The sequence below is a fragment of the Flavobacterium sp. 22659 genome (assembly GCF_052044235.1).
GTDB classification, from domain to species: domain Bacteria; phylum Bacteroidota; class Bacteroidia; order Flavobacteriales; family Flavobacteriaceae; genus Flavobacterium; species Flavobacterium johnsoniae.
The window spans coordinates 203,727-224,983 of sequence record NZ_JBQEMU010000004.1; the positions used below are offsets into that span (position 1 = coordinate 203,727).

A 21,257-nucleotide genomic window follows, 5' to 3' on the forward strand; every position below is an offset into this window, starting at 1 on the left:
AATTATTATTTTTTATGCGCATTTACAGCAGCTGCCACAAAGTTTACAAATATTGGGTGCGGATTTGCAACTGTACTTTTGTATTCTGGGTGGTATTGTACACCAATAAAGAACGGGTGGTTTTCAAGCTCTACGATTTCAACTAATCCAGTATCCGGGTTTACTCCAGATGCTTTTAAACCTGCTTTCTGTAATTCATCAGCATATTTATTATTGTACTCATAACGGTGGCGGTGACGTTCTGAAATTGTTTTTTCACCGTAAATTCTGTGTGCCAGTGTATTTGGTTTAATATCACATTTCCAAGCTCCTAAACGCATTGTTCCGCCTTTGTCTGTAATATTTTTTTGCTCTTCCATTAAATTCACAACTGGATGAGGCGTTTTCTCGTTCATCTCTGTAGAATTGGCATCGGCATAACCTAAAATATTTCTAGAATACTCGATAACAGACATCTGCATTCCTAAACAAATTCCGAAAAACGGAATATTGTTTTCACGAACATAACGAACTGCTTCGATTTTCCCTTCAATACCTCTTTCTCCAAATCCTGGGGCAACTAAAACTCCGTCAAGAGTTCCTAATTTCTCTTCTACGTTATCAGCATTAATATGCTCTGAGTGAATTGAAATTACATTTACTTTAGTTTCATTTGCAGCACCTGCATGAATGAACGCTTCTAAAATAGATTTGTAACAATCCTGCATTTCTACATATTTTCCAACCAAACCAATATTTACAGTCTGTTTTGGACTTTTTAATCTTTTTAAGAAAGTATTCCAGTTTTTAAGATCCGGAGATGCTTTTTTAGGCAGATCTAATTTCTTTAAAGCTACAACATCTAATCCTTCTTCAAGCATTAAATTTGGAACTTCATATATAGTAGAAGCATCAATAGACTGAATAACTGCTTCTTTTTTAACATTACAAAACAAAGCAAGTTTTTGACGTAATTCCTGAGATAATTCGTGCTCAGTTCTACAAACCAAAATATCAGCTTTAATTCCGCTTTCCATTAAAGTTTTTACAGAGTGCTGTGTTGGCTTTGTTTTCAACTCACCTGCTGCAGCCAAATAAGGAACTAAAGTTAAATGAATAACAATTCCGTTATTTTCTCCTAATTCCCAAACTAACTGACGAACAGACTCTATATAAGGTAATGATTCAATATCACCCACTGTTCCACCAATTTCAGTAATTACAATATCATAATCGCCAGATTTACCCAGCAGCTGCATTCTGTCTTTGATTTCGTTTGTGATGTGAGGAACAACCTGAACTGTTTTTCCTAAAAACTCTCCTCTTCTTTCTTTTTCAATAACCGAAAGATACACTCTTCCTGTAGTAACGTTATTGGCCTGAGAAGTAGGAACGTTAAGGAAACGCTCGTAATGACCTAAATCTAAATCTGTTTCTGCACCATCATCTGTTACATAACATTCTCCGTGCTCATACGGGTTTAATGTTCCCGGATCCACATTAATATACGGATCAAATTTTTGAATAGTTGTACGGTATCCTCTTCCTTGTAACAATTTTGCTAAAGATGCTGCAATGATTCCTTTTCCTAATGAAGAAGTCACACCGCCTGTAACAAAAATATATTTTGTTTGATTCATTCTGTTGTTGTTTGTAAGTAGTTGTGTAAAAAACTTGGCAAAAGTACAAATTTAATTAGACAATTTATCAATTCGATAATGAGATAATTTGCAAATTTTTAAACAGATTGATTACTTGGTTTTGTAATCGATAATTTTAACTTTTAATTAGAGATTTTTTTAAAGAATATCCTTATTTCTGATTGAAAAATGTTTTTGAGAAACTTAAAAAAATAAGGTTAATTTATTGGATATTCGCTTAAAGAATAATGAAGGTGATAAGAAAGGTTTTAAAAACAAAAAAAATATTATAATTTAAAAACACTGACTTGTACACATTATATGAATTCAGTCTTGAATTCTGTGGTATCACTTTGTTTTTAGAAATTATAATATTTTTGTATTTCAAACTTATATAAAAAAAACCAAACAACCAAAGATTTTTCTTACTATTTTATAGGTTTAGGATATTGTTTCTTAATATTTCGTATCAATTCTTCTAAACCATTAAGTTTTAACTCATAAATAAGCTGTAACTGCTGGCCTAATTCTCCTTTTGGAAAACCTTTATTATGATACCAAACCACATAGTATTCTGGCAAATCAATTAAAAAACGTCCTTCGTATTTCCCGAAAGGCATTTTGGTATGTGCTAATTTTATGAGAAGTTTTTTGTCTTGTTCCATTTTTTTTTAAGAAAAAAGAAGCAAGAAGAAAGAATATATACTATTCCTCCTTCTTGCTTTTGATTGCTTACAAAGCTATTATTATTTTTTTTCTTTTGCTACAGATTAAAAAATAGTTTTCAGTCTTGTTTTTCAGTCTCAAATTGACTGCTCACTGACACTGCAAACTGTGACTGCCACTGACAACTAAGAAGCTTAGCATCTTAATAATGCCATCTCACAAAAGCCTCCATTGCAGCATAACTTGCCAAACCTAATTGCTGATACAAAGCTGCTGTTTCGCTGTTTCGATCTTCGGCTCTCTGCCAGAACTCTCTTGCATCAGTTCCCTGGAAAACAACACCGTCTTTTTGTGACTGGTGCTTGAAGATTCCGTGACGTTTTGCCAAAACCTGATCCGGACTCATTGGCACTGCCATTTCTACTTCGTCAATTCCCCATTCCTGCCAAGCACCACGGTATAACCATAACCAGCAGTCGTTCATAAACTCTTTTGGTTTTAAAACTTTTACAGCTTCAAAAATAGCATCCAGACAAACTTTGTGTGTTCCGTGCGGATCTGCTAAATCTCCTGCTGCGTAGATTTGGTGCGGTTTAATTTTTTCAATTAAATCTACTGTTAACTGAATATCTTCTGGTCCAATTGGTTTTTTCTCAATTGTTCCGGTTTCATAGAAAGGCAGTTCCATAAAATGAATCTGGCTGTCTGGCAGACCAACGAAATGACTTGTTGCTCTTGCTTCTCCTTTTCTAATTAAACCTTTAATATATCGAACTTCAGGAATATCAATTTCACTGTTCTTTTTATTTTCTAAAAAGGTTTGTGCTTTTTGATAAATATTATCAGCTTCTTCGCTTTTAATTCCGAATTTTTCATTGTAGTCAATTACGAATCTGGCAAAACGCAATGCTTCATCATCGGCAACTGCAATATTCCCTGATGTCTGATAAGCTACGTGCACTTCATGCCCCTGCTCCTGCAAACGCATAAAAGTTCCTCCCATACTAATAATATCATCATCTGGATGCGGACTAAAAATCAATACGCGTTTTTTAGCAGGCTCAGCTCTTTCAGGACGATTTACATCTTCTGCATTAGGTTTTCCACCAGGCCAGCCTGTAATTGTATTTTGTAATTTATTAAATATTTTAATATTGATATCGTATGCCGGACCAGAATCTGCTAATAAATCGCTCATTCCGTTTTCGATATAATCAGCATCAGTAAGCATTAAAATTGGTTTTTTAAGATCTAAAGCTAATCCTAAAACCGCTTTACGAGTTAATTTATCTGTCCAGACAATTTTCTCTACAAGCCATGGTTTGTTGATTCTCGTAAGTTTTGAAGAAGCTTCTTTATCTAAAATAAAAACAGCATTATCGTGTTCTTGCAGGAATGAAGCCGGAACTCGGTTTGTAACTTCGTCTTCAACCGATTTTTTTACAATATTGGCTTTTCCTTCCCCCCAAGCTAATAAAATAACTCTTTTAGCTTCCATGATTTTTTTAACCCCAAGTGTAATTGCTGTTCTTGGCGTATTATTTAATCCGAAGAAGTCTTTACTTGCCGCAACTCTTGTAATATGATCCAAAGCTACTAAACGTGTTTTTGAGTTTTGAAGCGATCCAGATTCGTTAAAACCAATATGTCCGTTTCCTCCAATTCCAAGAATCTGTAAATCAATACCGCCTAGAGCTTCAATTTTAGCCTCGTATTCGTGGCAGTAGTCTGCAATTTGTTCTTTAGTTAAAAGTCCATCTGGAACATGAGCGTTTTCAGGTAAAATATCTACATGATCAAACAATAATTCTTTCATAAAACGAACATAACTATTGATAGAGTTTGGCTCCATTGGGTAATATTCGTCAAGATTAAAACTGATTACGTTTTTAAAACTTAAACCTTCTTCTTTATGCAGACGCACTAATTCAGCATACAAACCTTTTGGGGAAGAACCTGTAGCCAAACCTAAAATACAAGGCTTGTTTTCTTTTTGTTTTGATTGAATTAAAGCTGCGATTTCCTGTGCAACTGCTTTTGAAGCTTCGTTTGAATTTTCAAAAACAACGGTATTGATGTTTTCGAAGCGTTTTTCAAAACCGGTTGCTTTGTCTATTTTACTTTTTAACATGATATATTTTTTTTTATTCTTCAGATTATGTGTGCTGGGTTAAAACCCTAAAATTTCATTTTTCAATTGAAAAAAACGCAAGTCAAATCATTGCTAAAAACGATAGCAATCAATACCATATAAAGATAAAACCTTTATAAATGGAATACAACAAAATTTAAATTATTGATTTGGAGTAGAATTTGGAATATCATTTTTATCTCACTTAGAGATTCCAAATAATATTAAAAAAGTGATTCTCGTTTTCACTTTTTAAGAATGCGTTATTTTTGCATTAAAATGCGTATTTTTTGCAAGACAAAGATACTTCAATATATTTTTAAGACCCAAAATTTGGCATGAATATTTTGTTAATTTTTGCATTTATATGAATTGCATAAAAAAAGCCGCCAATATTGACAGCTTTTTATACTATATTCTAAAAAAATTATTCCCAATTAAAGGTTACATTTTTTTCAATTTCTGAACTTAAACTCAAAAACACTGGACAAGTCATTGCAGCACGTTCTAAAATCGTTTTACTTTTTTCATCGGCATTGCTTTTCATTTGAAAAACAATTTCAATCGCGCCAATTCTTCTTGGCTCAGCGTTCATTATTTTTGTTACTTCGGCTGTAGAGCCGGTAAAATCTACCTCTAAATCACGAGCTTTAATTCCCATAATTGTCATCATACAGCTTGCCAAAGCATTTGCAACTGTATCTGTTGGAGAAAAAGCTTCTCCTTTTCCGTTATTATCAAGCGGTGCATCAGAAATAATTTCGCTTCCTGATTGTATATGAATTGATTTTGTTCTTAAATCGCCTAAGTAAGTTACTTTTGATGTCATTAATTTGCTGCTTTTAAAGTTAAATCTGAATCGTAATATAAAATGTAGACACCTTTATTTGCGTGTCCGCCATCTTCTTTTTTATAAAATTGAAATTTATTGTCAACCTGCTGTGTTGTCATTAAATCTGCTGTTTCCTGATACGTTTTGCCCTGAACCAAACGCATCATGGTATCAAAAGTTACATCAAAACCTCTTGTTGCGTATGTATTTGGATAGGTTTTATTTTTCAGCTTATATTCTTTTTTGAAAATTGCAGCTCCTTGTTCGTCACTGTCGCGAGTTACAGAAGGATACATTAATTTCAACTGAACCAAATTATCAAAACTAATCTCGTCTGTATCAAGCGTACTGTTTGGTTCTAGAATTACCAACTGCACCTGACATGTTTTTTGAGAATCAATCAAAGCTTTTATGGTTGCTTTTATCATCGCCGTATTTCCTGTTTCCATTACCACATAATTCAAACGTGTCGGCAGTAAAAGGCTTTTTAAATTAGCCGCATCTAAACCTCCGGTTTCTGTTAATCCGGCAAAAACAACTCCTTTTTGATTTTGTTTGATATAATTGATAACCGATTCTTTTTTCTTGTCTACAACTGCCACAATATTTCCGTTTTTAGCTCTCATATAATCGAAAATCGCATTTCGAACTACATCATTAGATGGAACTGTCTGATATAAATTATCGATAGGATTTGCTGCATCTTTTGACAATGGCGAAATTACCGGAACATTGTATAAACGAAGCGAATTTGCTGTAGATTCTGCATTATTTTGGTAAAACGGACCTACAACTGCATCTGCTTCCTGCAATTTATTCTGCGCTATTAAAGAAGCAATATTCGATGTAGTTTTTGTTTCCTGCGAATCGTAAATAGAAACATCAATTGGCAGTTTTAATGTTTTAGCAGAGTCTATTGCCATCATGGCTCCAGAATAAAAATCAAGTGTCATGTTTAAAAATTTGTCTGTTTTTAAACGTGCCGCCATTCCGGTTGTATCAGTTTGCAATTTTGCTAAATTAAAAGGAAGTAATAAAACTAATTTCTGGCGGTCATTTTGTCCTTTTTTCTTAGTTAATTCAACAATTTCAGGATCTGCCGAAACAGTTTCAGATTTTACCTTATCTATAATTTTAATACCGCCTCCCGTATTTTCTGCAGGTTTTTCAACTACTGCAGGTGTTGAAACAGTCGTTTTTTCAGCTGGCTGAGATTGAGCCACGATTGGTGCCGGCGCAACATATCCCGCAGGAACTTTAAGAACCATTCCTTCTTTTACTCCTTCTGACAATGACGGATTTAAAGCAACTAACTCATCTTGTGTTAAATGAAAAACTCTACCTAAACTATAAAAAGTCTCTTTTGGTTTTACCTGATATTCCATATAAGAAACTGTTTTTTTAGATTCAGTTTTCTTAGGTTCGTCAGCTTTAGAAACCGGCGCCGCAGTTTCTGTTTTTGGAGCAGTTCCTTTTATAGTAACTCTGTATCCAACCGGTAAACTTGAAACGATTTCAGGATTTCTTTTCTCTAAATCTTCAACTGTTGTATTGTATTGTTTTGCAATCGAATACTTCGTTTCTTTTGCCTGAACCTCATGGTATACATATTTTTCAGGTCCTTTTTCTTTTGTTTTTTTCTCTGCTGCAGCTGTATTTTTAGGAGCTGCTCCTTTTGCAGGAATCACAAGTTTTTGGCCAATCTGAACCCCGTTCTTTTCAAGAATTGGATTTGCCGCTTTTAAGGCTTCATCAGAAATGCCATATTTTTTTTCGATGCTGTAAAAAGTTTCTTTTGGCTGTACTTCGTGAATAATTTCTTTAGAATTACCTGTCGATTTTGCCTCAGCTGTTTCTTTTTTATCCGCATTTTTATTTGCCGCAGCCGGAATCAATAAAACAGTATTAGGCTTTACTCCGCTGCGTGCATCAGGATTTAATTCATAAATATCGTAAGGTGTGACTTTGAATTTTTGAGCAATCTGATTGATTGTTTCTCCGCTGGAAACAGTATATTTAATTACTTTTCCCTGCGAAAAAGCAGAACAGGTTATAAAAAATACAAAGAATAATAATGTCGAAAAATATTTCATAATAAAGCTTAAAACAATTTTAATTTCTAATTCAAAAACAAGATACTAATTTCCTGCATACAAGATTCGCGCCATTTGTTAATCTTTTTTATTACTATCGAAGATCAATTTCTAACTTCGTAATAACAATATTCTTATATAACTCATCTTCTTCCTTTTTCTTGCACTGATATAAAACTTCGTCCATATTTTGGAACTTATCAGCATATACATAATAAGAAAGGCTGTTTATATTAAAGAAAAAACCAGCGTTAAAGTTACCAGAATCAATAAGCTGCATAATTAACTTATCTCTTGGCACTGCGTCTGTAAATATACCTAAAACTAAGTAATAGCCGTTCGAAACTTCTTTAAGATTATCATAAACTTCGATCTTTATATTTTTTTCATTCTTTAAAGGATTCTCTTTCAGCTCCCGACGCATCTCTTCTAATGAAACTATTTTTGAAGTTTCTGCACCATTTGATTTCTTAACAGCTTCATCCTGGTATTTCTTTAATTTTACCAAAGCCAGTTTATCATCAAATTTTCGGGCTTCCATACTATAATAAGATGCTTTGCTGATATGACGTTTTACTTCAATTTGTTTTTGAGTGTCCAGCGAATCAATTTTAGAAATCAGCAGTTGATTTTTGGCATCGCCCTGTTCCTGTTCGATTTTATAACGTTTAATTTCTTCTAAAGAAAGCCTCTGCTGAATTGAAGTAACATTATTATTTTTTTCGCTTTCGCGGATTTTCTTTTTGTATTCCTGATTTTCTTCTACAGCAATTTTCTCAACTTTATTCATTAATCCTGCATAAGCTTTACGGTTTTCAGCAAGTTCTTTTTTCAATTGAGAAGATAATTCACTGGTTTTTCCGATGCTTTCATACGATTGTTTTTCTAAACGTTTCGATTCATCAACATTTAAAATATCCATTCGTTTTAATTCTTTCAAATCATTATTCATCGTATTTACCAATGAATCTAATTTTGCCATTAAAACATCCTGAACATTTTTATTGGCTTCTAAAACCAAACGCAGTTTTTCTACCGAGTTTTCTTTAGAACCATTCATATCATTCAGATTCACTTTTAAATCGTTAATCTTTATGATCTTCTGGTTCATTTCTTTTTGAACAACCAATCTGTCTTTTAAATCTTCTATTTCAACCGTTTTGGCTTTTGTTTTCTCAACTACAACTTGTTTTTCGGCAAGGGCAAGCATTAACTCTTCGCTTTCGTTTGCTGGCTTTATTTCTTTTGTATTGATCGCTAATTTGTTTCCAACAATTAATCCGTTTACAATTTCCGGATTTTGAGATTCTAACTGTTCGATTGAAATACCGTACTTTTTAGAAATCGAAAATTTAGTTTCTTTTGGTTCAACTACATGAAAAACTGTTTCCTGATTGATAACGCGAACTCTTCCGTCTAAGGTTTTTCTTTTATTTGGAATAGCGATTGTCTGCCCAATCTGCAACCCGTTAACCAAAATGTCTTTGTTGAGATTTTCTAAATCCTGAACCGAAACATTGTATTGTCTGGCAATACTAAACAAAGATTCTTTTGCCACAACCTGATGTGTCATTTTTGATGAACCTGCTGTTTCAGTTTTAGAAAAATTTGAAGAATTTGGAATATTTAATTCCTGTCCCACTTGAAGTCCGTTTACCAAAATCGCCTGATTGGCATTTTGAATAGCTTCTACCGAAACATGGTATTGTTTTGACAACCCGTACAGCGTTTCTTTTTCTCCAACTATGTGGGTAATCTGCTGGTCTGAATTTGTTTTTTCTGAAGAATGAATGGGAATCTTAATAATTTGACTGTCTTTGATTCCGTTTTGCGATTCGGGGTTGAGTTTGTAAATCTCCTCTACAGAAACCTTGTATTTTTGGGCAATGAAATAAGCAGTTTCTCCTTTTTGAATTTTGTGCTCAATTATTGAATCTTGTGCAGTGATTTTGTTAAAAGACAAAATAAACACAAGAGAAATCGTTAAAAGTTCTCTCATAAATAGTAGGTTATAAAAAATTAAGGCCTTACAAATGTAAGACCTTAATTTTAAAATACGCTGCTATTCCCACTCAATTGTTGCAGGTGGTTTTGAACTAATATCGTAAACTACACGATTCACGCCTTTTACCTTATTGATAATATCATTTGATACTTTCATCAAGAAATCATACGGTAAGTGAACCCAGTCAGCAGTCATACCATCTGTTGATTCTACTGCTCTAAGCGCTACTACTTTTTCGTAAGTACGCTCATCGCCCATAACTCCAACACTGTTTACAGGAAGCAAAATGGCTCCCGCCTGCCAAACTTTGTCGTATAATCCCCAAGATTTTAATCCTTCGATAAATACAGAATCCACATCTTGTAAAATCTGTACTTTCTCTGGAGTAATATCTCCTAAAATTCTAATTGATAATCCTGGTCCAGGGAAAGGGTGTCTTCCTAATAATTCAGGATCTATTCCTAAAGTAGCTCCTACTCGTCTTACTTCGTCTTTGAAAAGCATTCTAAGCGGTTCTACAATTTTTAATTTCATATAATCTGGCAATCCACCAACATTATGGTGCGATTTAATAGTTGCTGATGGTCCTTTTACCGAAACAGACTCAATTACGTCTGGGTAAATTGTTCCCTGTGCTAACCATTTTACGTCTTCTAATAAGTGTGATTCATCATCAAAAACTTCGATAAATACACGACCAATTGTTTTACGTTTTGTTTCTGGATCGCTGATTCCTGCTAATTCGCCAAGGAAACGATCTCCGGCATCTACTCCTTTTACGTTTAATCCCATTCCTTTGTACTGATCTAATACATTTTGGAATTCGTTTTTACGTAAAAGTCCGTTATTTACGAAGATGCAATATAAATTTTGTCCGATTGCTTTGTTTAATAAAACTGCTGCTACAGTAGAATCTACTCCTCCAGATAAACCAAGAACCACTTTATCGTTTCCTAATTTTTCTTTTAATTCTGCTACCATTTCGTCAACGAAAGCATTTGGAGTAAAGTTTTGAGGAACTTCAGCAATTTTTACCAAGAAGTTTTCCAGCATTTTTTTACCATCTGTAGAATGATAAACCTCTGGGTGATATTGAATTGCATAAGTAGTTTCGCCTTCTATTTTATAAGCTGCGTATTCTACGTCATGCGTGCTTGCTAATTTTACAGCATTTGTTGGAAGCGCTTTGATACTATCGCTGTGGCTCATCCAAACCTGGCTGTTTTCTGAAACTCCTTCGAAGAAAGTCTCGCCTTCTTTAATATAAGACAAATTTGCTCTTCCGTATTCTCTTGTATTAGAAGCTGCCACTTCTCCACCGCTGAAATGAGCTAAATATTGTGCTCCGTAACAAACAGCAAGCAAAGGCATTTTACCTCTAATTTGTGATAAATCAGGATGCGGCGCATCTTCTCCTCTAACAGAAAAAGGGCTTCCTCCTAAAATTACGGCTTTATAACTTGATAAATCACTTGGAATGTGATTGTAAGGAAAAATTTCGCAGAATATATTTAATTCGCGAACTCTACGCGCAATAAGCTGAGTATATTGCGATCCGAAATCTAAAATAAGTACGTTGTGTTGCATGCGCAAAAATACTTTTTATATTCGAAATTGAAAAATCGGAACAATGAAAAAAAAATATTTTTTTTTCATTGTTCCGATTTTTAGGTTCAAAGGCTTAGAGAGACAAAGGTTCAGAGTTTTTTATTTTGCTTTGCACCTTTGGGACTTTGAACCTTTGATCGTTATTTTTTTAAAACATTATTTGCTTTGTTCCTTTGAACCTTTGCATCTTTGAACCTTAAAAAACAAAAAACCAAACAATCCAAAAATTCGTATCTGTAGAAAAACCTATTTAAATTAAACTATGAAATCAAAACTTATTGCCTTGACAGCTTGTTTATCAATCTTTTTTACTTCTTGTGATGCTGTTGATGATTTATTGACGTTTACTATATCGAATAACACTTCGATAAAAATTCAAAGCACATCACCTATTAATCTGCCATCGGAAATAATCACTCCGGATGTTACTACTAATTCTTCTGCTGAATTTGAAAACAACAAAACCAAAGCTAATCTGGTAAAAGATGTACATATCAAATCGCTTAAGCTTTCTATTTCTGATCCTTCAGATAAAACTTTTACTTTTTTAAAATCGGTTCACATATACATATCCACTACTAATTCTGACGAAATAGAATTAGCTTATCTGGATAACATCAACTCATCAAGCAGCGAAATTAATTTGATTTGTACTGATGCAAGATTAGACCAGTACATTAAAGCTGACAGCTATAAAATTAAAACTAAGGTTACCCTTAAAGAAACTCTTACTAAAGATGTAACGGTTAAAGCTGATATGAAGTTTAAAGTTACTGCGGATCCTTTTTAATCTAAGGTTCTAAGGTGCTGAGATGCTAAGGTGCTAAGTTTTTTTTAGGATTTAGACACAATAAAAAAGAGGTTCTAAAATTAGAACCTCTTTTTATTTATTATTATATATTTTTCCTTTCAAAGTAAAAACTCAGAAACTTAGAAGCATAGCCTCTTAGAAGCTAAAAAAATCACTCTTTCGTAACAACTACCGAAGCCTTAAATCCTGCTGCAAGATTATCCCAATAATCATTTGTTACTAACTGGCCTTTATCATCATAAATCTGAATTTCGGCTGTGTTTCCTCCCAGAGTTCCAATATTTAAAGCCTCAAAATCTAATTTATTAAAACCTTCGGCAAGATTTATTTTTACCTGTTTAAAGTTGGCATCTAATAATATCTGGCTTGCGATTACTACTTCATTTGAAGAAACTTTGACCAAATCTCCGTCGATGGCACCAAAGTCACGAAGTTTGACAATAAAATATTCTGATTTGGTTTTAAAATCACCCAATGAAATATTCTTCTTGACCAATGTTCCTCTTCCCTCTCTTAAACCGGCATCTTTTAATGCTTTGTTTAAATCTTTCTCCATTTTATCTACATACAAATCTCCCGGATTAGCAAAATCATTTTGCTGATACATAGAAAATTTGCTTTTTTCCTCACCAATCTGAAATTGAGATTTTGGAGTTATTGTTGTATTATCAAAAACATTAGGTGTTTTTATTCCCGGAATATCAGCAGTTTCTGCCTGCGGGTCTTTAACCTGCGGAAGCGGCGTTTTTTTCTTGGTGCTAAACTTTGGTGCAGGAATAGGTTTGTATTTTGTACCAAATTCTTGCGCTGAAACACTGACAGCGGCAAAAAATAATATGAAAAATAAAATATGCTTCATTGAAAAGAGATTATCGAATCGGCTTAAAAATTTTTTATCTGTAATAAAGTATAGCTTCACAAAAATAACATAAATAAGTTTGGCGCGACAACTTTAAGACTATTATAACAATATATTAGGCTAATTTTTGGAATCAAAAAACCTGCCAAAAAAATACCATGCTTTAAAATATTTTAAATTTTTAGAGTAATAAATTTCTCCTAAAATAGCCATCACTACTTTGATAGTTAACAACTTATTATTAACTTCAATACCTCATTTTATTTTATCTTAAATTTCAAAAAAGATGGATTATATCGACTATTATAAAACATTAGACGTTTCAAAATCAGCAACAGAAGCCGAGATTAAAAAAGCATATCGAAAACTGGCCAGAAAATATCATCCCGATTTGAATCCGAATGATAAAGAAGCCGAGAAAAAATTCAAGGAAATAAACGAAGCAAACGAAGTTTTAAGCAATCCCGAAAATCGTAAAAAATACGATAAATACGGAAAAGACTGGAAACATGCTGATGAATTTGAAAAAGCAGGTTACGATCCTAATCAGCAGCAATATTCAAGACAACAGAGCAGCGGTCAGGATTTTTCTGGTTTTGGCGGAGGAGATTTTTCAGGAAGTGATTTTTCAGATTTTTTTAATTCGATGTACGGTTCCGGCAGAAGCAGCCGAGGCCAGTCAAAATACAGAGGACAGGATTTTAATGCCGAATTACAATTAGATCTTGCTTCTGCTTATACAACACACAAACAAAGTTTAACCGTAAACGGCAAAAATATCCGAATTACAATTCCTGCCGGAGTAGAAAACGGCCAAGTAATTAAAATTCCGGGACATGGAGGCCCCGGTGCTAACGGAGGACCTAACGGCGATTTGTATATCACTTTTATAATCGAAAACAATTCTGATTTTAAACGAGAAGGAAACAATTTATATTCTAATGTTGATTTAGACCTTTATACAGCTGTTTTAGGAGGTGAAATCAATATCAAAACTTTTGATGGAAAAGTAAAAATTAAAGTTCCTGCCGAAACTCAAACCGGAACTAAAGTTAAATTAAAAGGAAAAGGTTTTCCGATTTACAAAAAAGACAATCAGTTTGGGGATTTATATGTAACGTACAATTTGAAAATTCCAACCCAATTATCTCAAAAAGAAAAAGAATTGTTTGCCGAATTATCTAAATTAAGAAATCATGAGTAATAAAAACTTAATTCAAATAAAACAATTTTGTGTGTATCATGAAATTGAAAACACCTTTATAAAAGAACTTAACAGTTATGGATTAGTAGAAATTATCATTGAAAAAGATGACGAATATTTACAGCCGGAACAACTGCCAGCATTAGAAAAAATGATTCGAATGCATTATGATCTTAATATCAATTTAGAAGGTATTGATGCCATTTATCATTTATTGAATAAAATTGAAACACTACAGCAGCATCTTACCAATACACAAAATAAGCTTAGAATTTACGAGGAAAACCAAACCGATTAAAGCGTATTGAAATATCACAAAAAAATAGGATTTTCAAAATGATTTCAAGTCTTTATAATTCTTTTTGCCAAGCTTATTTCATAAATTGCAGCGCATTAATTAACCTGAATTTGTTTTTAAAAATCTCATAAAACAATTCGAAAAAACTCATAAAATGAAAAGAGAAAACATCTTAACAGGATCGCCGTGGGAAGACAAAATGGGATACTGCCGCGCTGTAAGAATTGGCAATATCATCGAAGTTTCGGGCACAGTAGCAATTGTTGACGGCGATAAGGTAAAAGCCGACGATGCTTATGCTCAGACTTATAATATAATTGAACGTGTTGAAAAAGTACTGCAAGACTTAAATGTTGGAATTAAAGACGTAATCAGAACACGCATTTTTACAACAAACGTTGATACTTTTGAAGAAGTTGCAAGAGCACACTCTGCTTTTTTTAAAGATGTAAAACCAACAACAGGTTTTTATGAAATCAGTAAATTAGTTGCTCCTGAATATTTGGTTGAAATTGAATTTACAGCTGTAGTTCAGTAATTTTAGCAGCCACGAAATTCACGAATTTTAAAAAAAATCATTTTTAATCTCTGGCAAAAGAATGATAATTCGTGAAAAATCGTGAAATTCGTGGCTGAAATAATTTTACTCTTTGAATGACTTCTCAAAACACTAAACAATTCCTTCTTTCTCTTCCAAAATGGATTCTTATCTGTGCTTTAATTGGTATTTTATCAGGATGTGCATCTGCTTTTTTTCTTGTATCTTTAGAATGGGTAACACAGTTTAGAATTCAGCACGACTGGATTATCTGGCTTTTGCCTTTTGGCGGATTATTGGTTGGTTTGAGTTATTATTATTGGGGAGAATCGGTTGTAAAAGGCAACAATTTATTGCTTGAAGAATACGAAAAACCAAAAAATGTCATTCCGTTTAAAATGGCACCTTTGGTTCTTTTAGGCACTTTACTTACTCATTTGTTTGGAGGTTCAGCCGGACGCGAAGGTACAGCCGTACAAATGGGAGGCGCAATTGCCGATCAATTCACTAAAATTTTTAACTTAGATAATGCAGAACGCCGAATTCTTATTATTCTGGGCATCAGTGCAGGTTTTGCCTCTGTTTTTGGAACACCGTTAGCAGGCGCTGTTTTTGCTTTAGAAGTTTTGTACTTCAGTAAAATCAATTTCAAAAGTATTTTACTTTCTTTTGTAGTTGCTTATGCTGCTTATTTTACGGTAGAATTCTGGAAAATAAAACACACCCATTACAGTATTCCAGTTGTTCCCGAACTTAATTTCGCCACTATATTTTATACCATTTTAGTTGGACTTCTTTCAGGCCTTGCTGCCTTATTATTTTCGAGAAGCACACATTTCTGGGGCTCACTTTTCTCTAAAAACATCAAATATCCGCCGCTTCGTCCCGTTATTGGCGGTGTCGTTTTAGCTGCTGCCATTGCCGGTTTAGGTTTTACTAAATTCTCCGGACTTGGTGTGCCGGTTATTGTCGATTCATTTTCAAATCCAAGTGAATGGTATGATTTTCTGCTCAAAATTCTATTTACCGGATTCACTTTAGGAGCAGGCTTTAAAGGCGGAGAAGTAACACCTTTATTTTTTGTCGGCGCCACTTTAGGAAGCGCATTATCAATATTTATCCCAATGCCTATTGCGCTTTTAGCCGGAGTTGGTTTCGTGTCTGTTTTTTCTGGTGCAACCCACACTCCTATTGCCTGCACTATTATGGGAATGGAATTATTTGGCATTCAGCCCGGAATTTTCATTGCTCTTGGATGCACAATAGCTTATTTTTCTTCAGGCTCTGTTGGTATTTACAAATCACAAATCGTTAAAGGTGCGAAGTATAAATTGTACCAAAGATTCCAGAAAAAAGAACTTCAAAATTTGTAAAATAAATTCCAAGTTTTGAATTTTAAATTCAAAAACTGAACTGATTACTGCGACTGCCGCTGAAAACTAAAATTATTTTCAGCATTACATTAAAAAAATGTAAATTCGCACACTATGAAAATACAAGATATTCAGGCAATTCAATTATTGCTTGCTGCTCCAAAGAAAATCGTAATAATTCCGCACAGAGGGCCAGACGGCGACGCTATGGGTTCTACTCTTGCATTATACCATTTTTTATTAAAAAACAATCATCAGGCAACAGTAATTGCTCCTAATGATTTTCCTGATTTTCTGGCTTGGCTTCCAGGTTCTGAAACGGTAAAAATATTTGAAAAAGACACTGAAAACTGCATCAAAATATTAGAAGAAGCCGAATTAATTTTTACGCTTGATTTTAATGCGTTTCACCGAACAGGCGAAATGGAACATACGTTAGCCAGATTAACGGCTCCGTATATCATGATCGATCATCATGAAAAACCGCATGATTATGCCCTTTACACATATTCTGATCCAACATACGGATCGACTTGTGAAATGGTTTACAACTTTATTACTTTCCTGAACAAAAAGGAAGATATTGATAAAAATATTGCAACCTGCATATATACTGGAATTTTAACTGATTCCGGCTCTTTTCGCTTTCCGGGAACTACAGGAAACACACACCGAATTATTGCTGAACTAATTGACTTAGGAGTTGAGAATACTCAAATTCCGGTTTTGTTATACGATAACAGCTCATTCAGCCGTTTGCAGTTATTAGGCCGTGCTTTACAAAACATGAAAATTTTTGAAGAGCATAAAACTTCTTACATGACTTTGACTCAGGAAGAGTTAGATTCTTTTAATTATGTAAAAGGCGATACCGAAGGAATTGTTAATTATGGTTTAAGCATACGCGGAATTGATTTTACAGCTATCTTTATCGAAAATAGAGACGAGAAAATAATTAAAATTTCTTTCCGTTCTCAAGGAGGATTTGATGTTAACCAGTTTGCAAGAGACCATTTTAATGGAGGCGGACACATAAATGCAGCTGGCGGAAGATCTGAAGTTTCAATGGAAGAAACGGTTAAAAAATTCGAAGATTTAGTAACTAAACTAAAATTATAAAACCAATATGAACTACTTAAAAATCAGCATTTATTCACTGCTTTTTGCAGTTTTATTGGCGGGCTGTAAGCATCATGAAGAAGCGCGCAGGCCAATTTCCAGAGCTTCGGGGACTTTTATGAAAAAATCAGCCGACAGAAACAAAAAATTAGTGGCAAGCGAAGAAGATGTGATTAAAAAAATCATCAAAAGCAATCCGAAAGTAAAATATTACGCCACAAAAAAAGGATATTGGTTTAGTTATGATGAAAAAAATAACACCGAAACCACAGCACCGCGAAAAGGAGATATCGCTTATTTTAATTTAGAAGTTAAAGATATTGAAGGCAAAGTAATTTATTCAGAAGCTGATCTTGGTCCGCAGACCTATTATGTTGACAAACAAGACATCATGATGGGATTACGTGACGGGATTAAGTACATGAAAAAAAATGAAACTGTTACTTTTCTTTTTCCATCACATATGGCGTATGGATATCATGGAGACAACAAAAAAATTGGTCCTAATCAGTCTTTGATTTGTACTGTTACCTTACGAAACTTTGTTCCGGATCCGGCGCAAAGCTCTGTTGCTGCTCCAGCGGCACAAACTAAACCTGCAGCAGCAAAACCTGCTGTTTCAAAACCTGCAGCTCAAACTAAAAAAGATACATTAAACCCATAAAAAACGTTTTAAAAAATGAAGAAGATTTTTCTATTGTTATTAGCCGTTAGCTCGTTTTATTCATGCAAGAACGAACACAGTAATCTGCCAGATGGTTTATATGCTGATATCGAAACTAATAAAGGACATATTATTGTTGAATTAGATTATAAAAAAGCACCTATAACTGTTGCTAATTTTGTAACGTTGGCTGAAGGTAAAAACGAATTTGTTACCAAAGATTATTTAAAAAGCAAACCTTTTTACAACGGATTAAAATTTCACAGAGTTATTGAAAATTTCATGATTCAATCTGGAGATCCGGAAGGAACTGGATCTGGAGATGCAGGATACAAATTTAAAGACGAATTTTCAGATTTAAAATTTGATAAAGCGGGTATTTTAGCCATGGCAAATAATGGTCCTGGAACAAACAGCAGTCAGTTTTTTATTACACATGTTGATACTCCATGGTTAGATAACAAACACACTATATTTGGACATGTTGTTGACGAAAAAGGACAAGAAGTTGTAAATAAAGTGGTTCAGGGCGATACAATCGTTTCTGTAAGCATTATCAGAAATGGTGAAGCTGCTAAAAAATTTGATGCTGTAAAAGTATTTCACGACTATTTTGCAGAAGCTGCTAAAGAAAAAAGCAAATTTGCAGGAGCTCAAAAAGAAAAAGTAGATTATTATGCTTCAATAAAACCAAAAGCAACAAAAACTTCAAGCGGTTTAGAATATGTTATTACTGAAAAAGGTTCTGGTAAAAAACCAGCAACTGGAGCTCAGGTTTATATTCATTATGCTGGTTTTCTTGAAGACGGAACTTTATTTGATTCAAGTATAGAAGATGTTAATAAAACATTTGGAAAATTTGACGCTGCCAGAGCCGAAGCAAAAGGTTATCAGCCAATTCCATTTCAGGCAGGACGCAAAGACGGTTTAATTCCTGGATTTATCGAAGGTATCGAAAAACTTTCTTTTGGAGACAAAGCGGTTCTTTTTATTCCATCTCATTTAGCTTATGGAGCAACTGGTGCAGGAGGAGTTATTCCGCCAAATGCAAATATTATTTTTGAAGTTCAATTATTAGAGAAACCATAATTATTACATAACTAGTAATTATATTATAGACTTAAATTCTAGATACAATGAAATTTAAATTTCTATTTTTATTTTGTCTGGCTGTATTAAACATTCAGGCACAAGCTAAAAAACCGGCAGCAAAAACAACTCCTGCAAAAACTGTTGCAGCAACAGATCCAAACGATGGTATTTTTGCTACAATCTCTACAACAAAAGGAGATATTGTTTTATCATTAGAATATGTAAAAGCTCCGGTAACAGTAGCAAACTTTATTACTTTGGCAGAAGGAACAAATCCTAATGTTAAGGCATCCCTTAAAGGAAAACCATTTTATAACGGGTTAAAATTTCACAGAGTTATTAATGATTTCATGATTCAGGGAGGTGACCCAGACGGAAATGGTTCTGGAGGTCCTGGATTTTCATTTAAAGATGAATTTGTAGACGATTTAAAATTTGAAAAAGGCGGTGTTTTAGCCATGGCAAATTCTGGCCCTGCAACAAACGGAAGCCAATTTTTTATTACACATAAAGACACTCCGTGGTTAAATGGAAAGCATACCATTTTTGGACATGTAGTTTCTGGAATGGACAATGTAAATAAAATTGTTCAGGATGATGTTATGACAAAAATTGTTATTACACGCAAAGGTGCAGCAGCAAAGAAATTTGATGCTTTAAAAGTTTTAAGCGACGATGTAAAAAAAGAAGCTGCTAAAAAAGAGGAAGCTAAAAAAGTAGTAGCCGCAAAAGCAGCTTACTTTGCAGCAACAAAAGCTAAAGCAACTACAACACCATCAAACTTAAAATATGTAATTACTAAAAAAGGAACTGGCGTAAAAGGTGCTGAAGGTTCTACAATCTATTTCCATTACGCTGGATATTTTGAAGACGGAACTCTTTTTGACAGCAGTATGGCCGAAGTTGCAAAAGCTTACGGAAAATACGATCCAAACAGAGATGCACAAGGAGGATATAAAGCTTTTCCTTTTACAGTGGGTAAAAAAGACGGTATGATTCCGGGATTTATTGAAGCTCTGGATATGATGACAGACGGAGAAAAAGCAATTTTCTTCCTGCCTTCTAATTTAGCTTATGGAGAAAAAGGTGCAGGGGGTGTAATTCCGCCAAATGCAACTTTGATTTTCGAAATCGAAACTTATCAAAATCAGCCTGTAAAATAATTCTTTTGCTTAAAATATATAAAAGCCGTCAATTAAAAGTTGACGGCTTTTTTATTTCTTTATTCTGCTAAATCATCAAAGTAAAACCAAATATGACACTTTAAGCAGGCACAATGATAACGTTTGCGTATATTTTCTATTAATTCCTAAATAAAATAGCTTACCTTTGCCGGCTTGAATTTTTTAAAACAAACAATCAAAATGTCACAAAACAACGTATTAAAAGGGGTAATTTTAGTTGCTTTAGGAGCTACAACTTACGGAATGTTAGCTACTTTCGTAAAAATGGCTTATTCAGAAGGATATACTACAGCAGAGGTAACAACATCTCAATTTATACTTGGAATTATCGGCGTTTTGATTATTAATACCTTTCAAAAATTAAAAAATAAAGATAAAGTAGTAAAAGCTACTCCAAAAAATATTTTCAGTTTAATGCTTGCCGGAACATCGTTAGGAATGACGAGTTTGTTTTATTATCTGGCAGTAAAATTTATACCGGTTTCTATTGGAATCGTTTTATTAATGCAGACTGTTTGGATGGGAGTTTTACTGGAAATGATTTTAGAAAAAAAATTACCTTCAAAGCAAAAAGTCATTGCTGTTTTTATAGTTCTTTTTGGAACTGTTTTAGCTACAAATATTCTTAAAAATGATATTGTACTTGACTGGAGAGGAATTGTCTGGGGCGTTTTAGCTGCAGCTTCTTTTACAACAACAATGTTTACTGCCAACCGTGTAGCAACCGAAATTTCACCAGCACAAAGAAGCTTATTTATGCTTTTAGGAGGTTCTATCATTGTATTTACATTTGGATTTATTACTCAGGTTACACCTTTCAATCTGGCAATTTTCCTAAAATGGGGAATTATTTTGTCTTTGTTTGGAACTATAATTCCTCCAATCCTTATGAATTTAGGTTTCCCGTTAACCGGAATTGGTTTAGGAAGTATTGTTTCGGCTCTGGAACTGCCGGTTTCGGTTATGATGGCATTTGTTCTTTTGAATGAAAAAGTAATTCTTACGCAATGGATTGGAATTATTCTGATCATTCTTGCAATCATTATCATGAATATAAATTTCAAACGCAAAATTTAAGATTTTTTACGCCGTATTAAAAAAAACTGCCTTGTAATGTAATAAGTGTTAATTTTTCCATAATTTAGCCGTAAATAATTAACT

The 21,257-nt window shown here is 33.7% G+C and carries 18 protein-coding genes; 10 read left to right on the plus strand and 8 right to left on the minus strand.

Annotated features, from left to right (window positions below; translation table 11 throughout):
• Positions 1-5 precede the first annotated feature (5 nt).
• From ACTJIW_RS06435 to guaA, 7 genes are all read right to left on the minus strand, one after another.
• The gene (locus ACTJIW_RS06435; RefSeq protein WP_012024449.1) at positions 6-1,619 is read right to left on the minus strand and encodes a CTP synthase; all 1,614 of its coding nucleotides are present in this window, start codon (positions 1,617-1,619) and stop codon (positions 6-8) included.
• A 428-nt stretch (positions 1,620-2,047) separates the two neighbouring features.
• Positions 2,048-2,284: a DUF3820 family protein gene (locus ACTJIW_RS06440; RefSeq protein ID WP_035648867.1), complete on the minus strand. Its 237-nt coding sequence runs from the start codon at positions 2,282-2,284 to the stop codon at positions 2,048-2,050.
• A gap of 203 nt (positions 2,285-2,487) precedes the next feature.
• Positions 2,488-4,440: a glucosamine-6-phosphate deaminase gene (gene nagB / locus ACTJIW_RS06445; RefSeq protein WP_440715033.1), complete on the minus strand. Its 1,953-nt coding sequence runs from the start codon at positions 4,438-4,440 to the stop codon at positions 2,488-2,490.
• 403 nt (positions 4,441-4,843) lie between these two features.
• Complete coding sequence (locus tag ACTJIW_RS06450) at positions 4,844-5,245, minus strand: OsmC family protein (RefSeq protein WP_012024446.1); 402 nt, start codon at positions 5,243-5,245, stop codon at positions 4,844-4,846.
• On the minus strand, positions 5,245-7,341 hold the full coding sequence (locus tag ACTJIW_RS06455) for a LysM peptidoglycan-binding domain-containing protein (RefSeq protein WP_440714939.1): 2,097 nt from the start codon (positions 7,339-7,341) through the stop codon (positions 5,245-5,247). Before ACTJIW_RS06455 ends, ACTJIW_RS06450 begins: the two co-directional genes overlap by 1 nt.
• Before the next feature lie 94 nt (positions 7,342-7,435).
• Positions 7,436-9,340 carry a LysM peptidoglycan-binding domain-containing protein gene (locus ACTJIW_RS06460; protein WP_440714938.1) on the minus strand — a complete coding sequence of 635 codons (1,905 nt, stop codon included), beginning with the start codon at positions 9,338-9,340 and terminating at the stop codon, positions 7,436-7,438.
• A 63-nt stretch (positions 9,341-9,403) separates the two neighbouring features.
• Positions 9,404-10,933: a glutamine-hydrolyzing GMP synthase gene (gene guaA, locus ACTJIW_RS06465; RefSeq protein ID WP_012024443.1), complete on the minus strand. Its 1,530-nt coding sequence runs from the start codon at positions 10,931-10,933 to the stop codon at positions 9,404-9,406.
• A 283-nt stretch (positions 10,934-11,216) separates the two neighbouring features.
• On the opposite strand from guaA, the gene ACTJIW_RS06470 reads away from it, so the two are divergent.
• Positions 11,217-11,744, plus strand: coding sequence for a hypothetical protein (locus tag ACTJIW_RS06470; protein WP_440714937.1), 528 nt, complete (start codon positions 11,217-11,219; stop codon positions 11,742-11,744).
• Between the two features lie 172 nt (positions 11,745-11,916).
• On the opposite strand, the gene ACTJIW_RS06475 is transcribed toward ACTJIW_RS06470, so the two are convergent.
• Positions 11,917-12,624 carry a hypothetical protein gene (locus tag ACTJIW_RS06475; RefSeq protein WP_012024441.1) on the minus strand — a complete coding sequence of 236 codons (708 nt, stop codon included), beginning with the start codon at positions 12,622-12,624 and terminating at the stop codon, positions 11,917-11,919.
• Positions 12,625-12,910: 286 nt separating this feature from the next.
• Here ACTJIW_RS06475 and ACTJIW_RS06480 point away from each other — a divergent pair, with 286 nt between their 5' ends.
• The 9 genes from ACTJIW_RS06480 to ACTJIW_RS06520 all read left to right on the plus strand — a co-directional run bounded on the left by ACTJIW_RS06480 (position 12,911) and on the right by ACTJIW_RS06520 (position 21,173).
• On the plus strand, positions 12,911-13,828 hold the full coding sequence (locus ACTJIW_RS06480; protein WP_073409643.1) for a DnaJ C-terminal domain-containing protein: 918 nt from the start codon (positions 12,911-12,913) through the stop codon (positions 13,826-13,828).
• Positions 13,821-14,126: a chaperone modulator CbpM gene (locus ACTJIW_RS06485; RefSeq protein WP_012024439.1), complete on the plus strand. Its 306-nt coding sequence runs from the start codon at positions 13,821-13,823 to the stop codon at positions 14,124-14,126. Before ACTJIW_RS06480 ends, ACTJIW_RS06485 begins: the two co-directional genes overlap by 8 nt.
• Before the next feature lie 154 nt (positions 14,127-14,280).
• Positions 14,281-14,664: a RidA family protein gene (locus tag ACTJIW_RS06490; protein WP_012024438.1), complete on the plus strand. Its 384-nt coding sequence runs from the start codon at positions 14,281-14,283 to the stop codon at positions 14,662-14,664.
• 116 nt (positions 14,665-14,780) lie between these two features.
• Entirely contained in the window at positions 14,781-16,037 is a 1,257-nt protein-coding gene (locus ACTJIW_RS06495; protein WP_440714936.1) for a voltage-gated chloride channel family protein, read from the plus strand.
• Positions 16,038-16,151: 114 nt separating this feature from the next.
• Positions 16,152-17,156, plus strand: a complete 1,005-nt coding sequence (locus ACTJIW_RS06500; protein WP_440714935.1) for a DHH family phosphoesterase — start codon at positions 16,152-16,154, stop codon at positions 17,154-17,156.
• 7 nt (positions 17,157-17,163) lie between these two features.
• On the plus strand, positions 17,164-17,820 hold the full coding sequence (gldI, locus tag ACTJIW_RS06505) for a gliding motility-associated peptidyl-prolyl isomerase GldI (protein WP_012024435.1): 657 nt from the start codon (positions 17,164-17,166) through the stop codon (positions 17,818-17,820).
• A gap of 15 nt (positions 17,821-17,835) precedes the next feature.
• Positions 17,836-18,909 (plus strand): peptidylprolyl isomerase, encoded by a 1,074-nt coding sequence (locus ACTJIW_RS06510; RefSeq protein ID WP_012024434.1) that lies wholly within the window; start codon positions 17,836-17,838, stop codon positions 18,907-18,909.
• 47 nt (positions 18,910-18,956) lie between these two features.
• Positions 18,957-20,075 carry a peptidylprolyl isomerase gene (locus ACTJIW_RS06515; RefSeq protein ID WP_073409639.1) on the plus strand — a complete coding sequence of 373 codons (1,119 nt, stop codon included), beginning with the start codon at positions 18,957-18,959 and terminating at the stop codon, positions 20,073-20,075.
• A gap of 201 nt (positions 20,076-20,276) precedes the next feature.
• Positions 20,277-21,173, plus strand: a complete 897-nt coding sequence (locus tag ACTJIW_RS06520) for a DMT family transporter (protein ID WP_121361771.1) — start codon at positions 20,277-20,279, stop codon at positions 21,171-21,173.
• Positions 21,174-21,257: the final 84 nt, after the last annotated feature.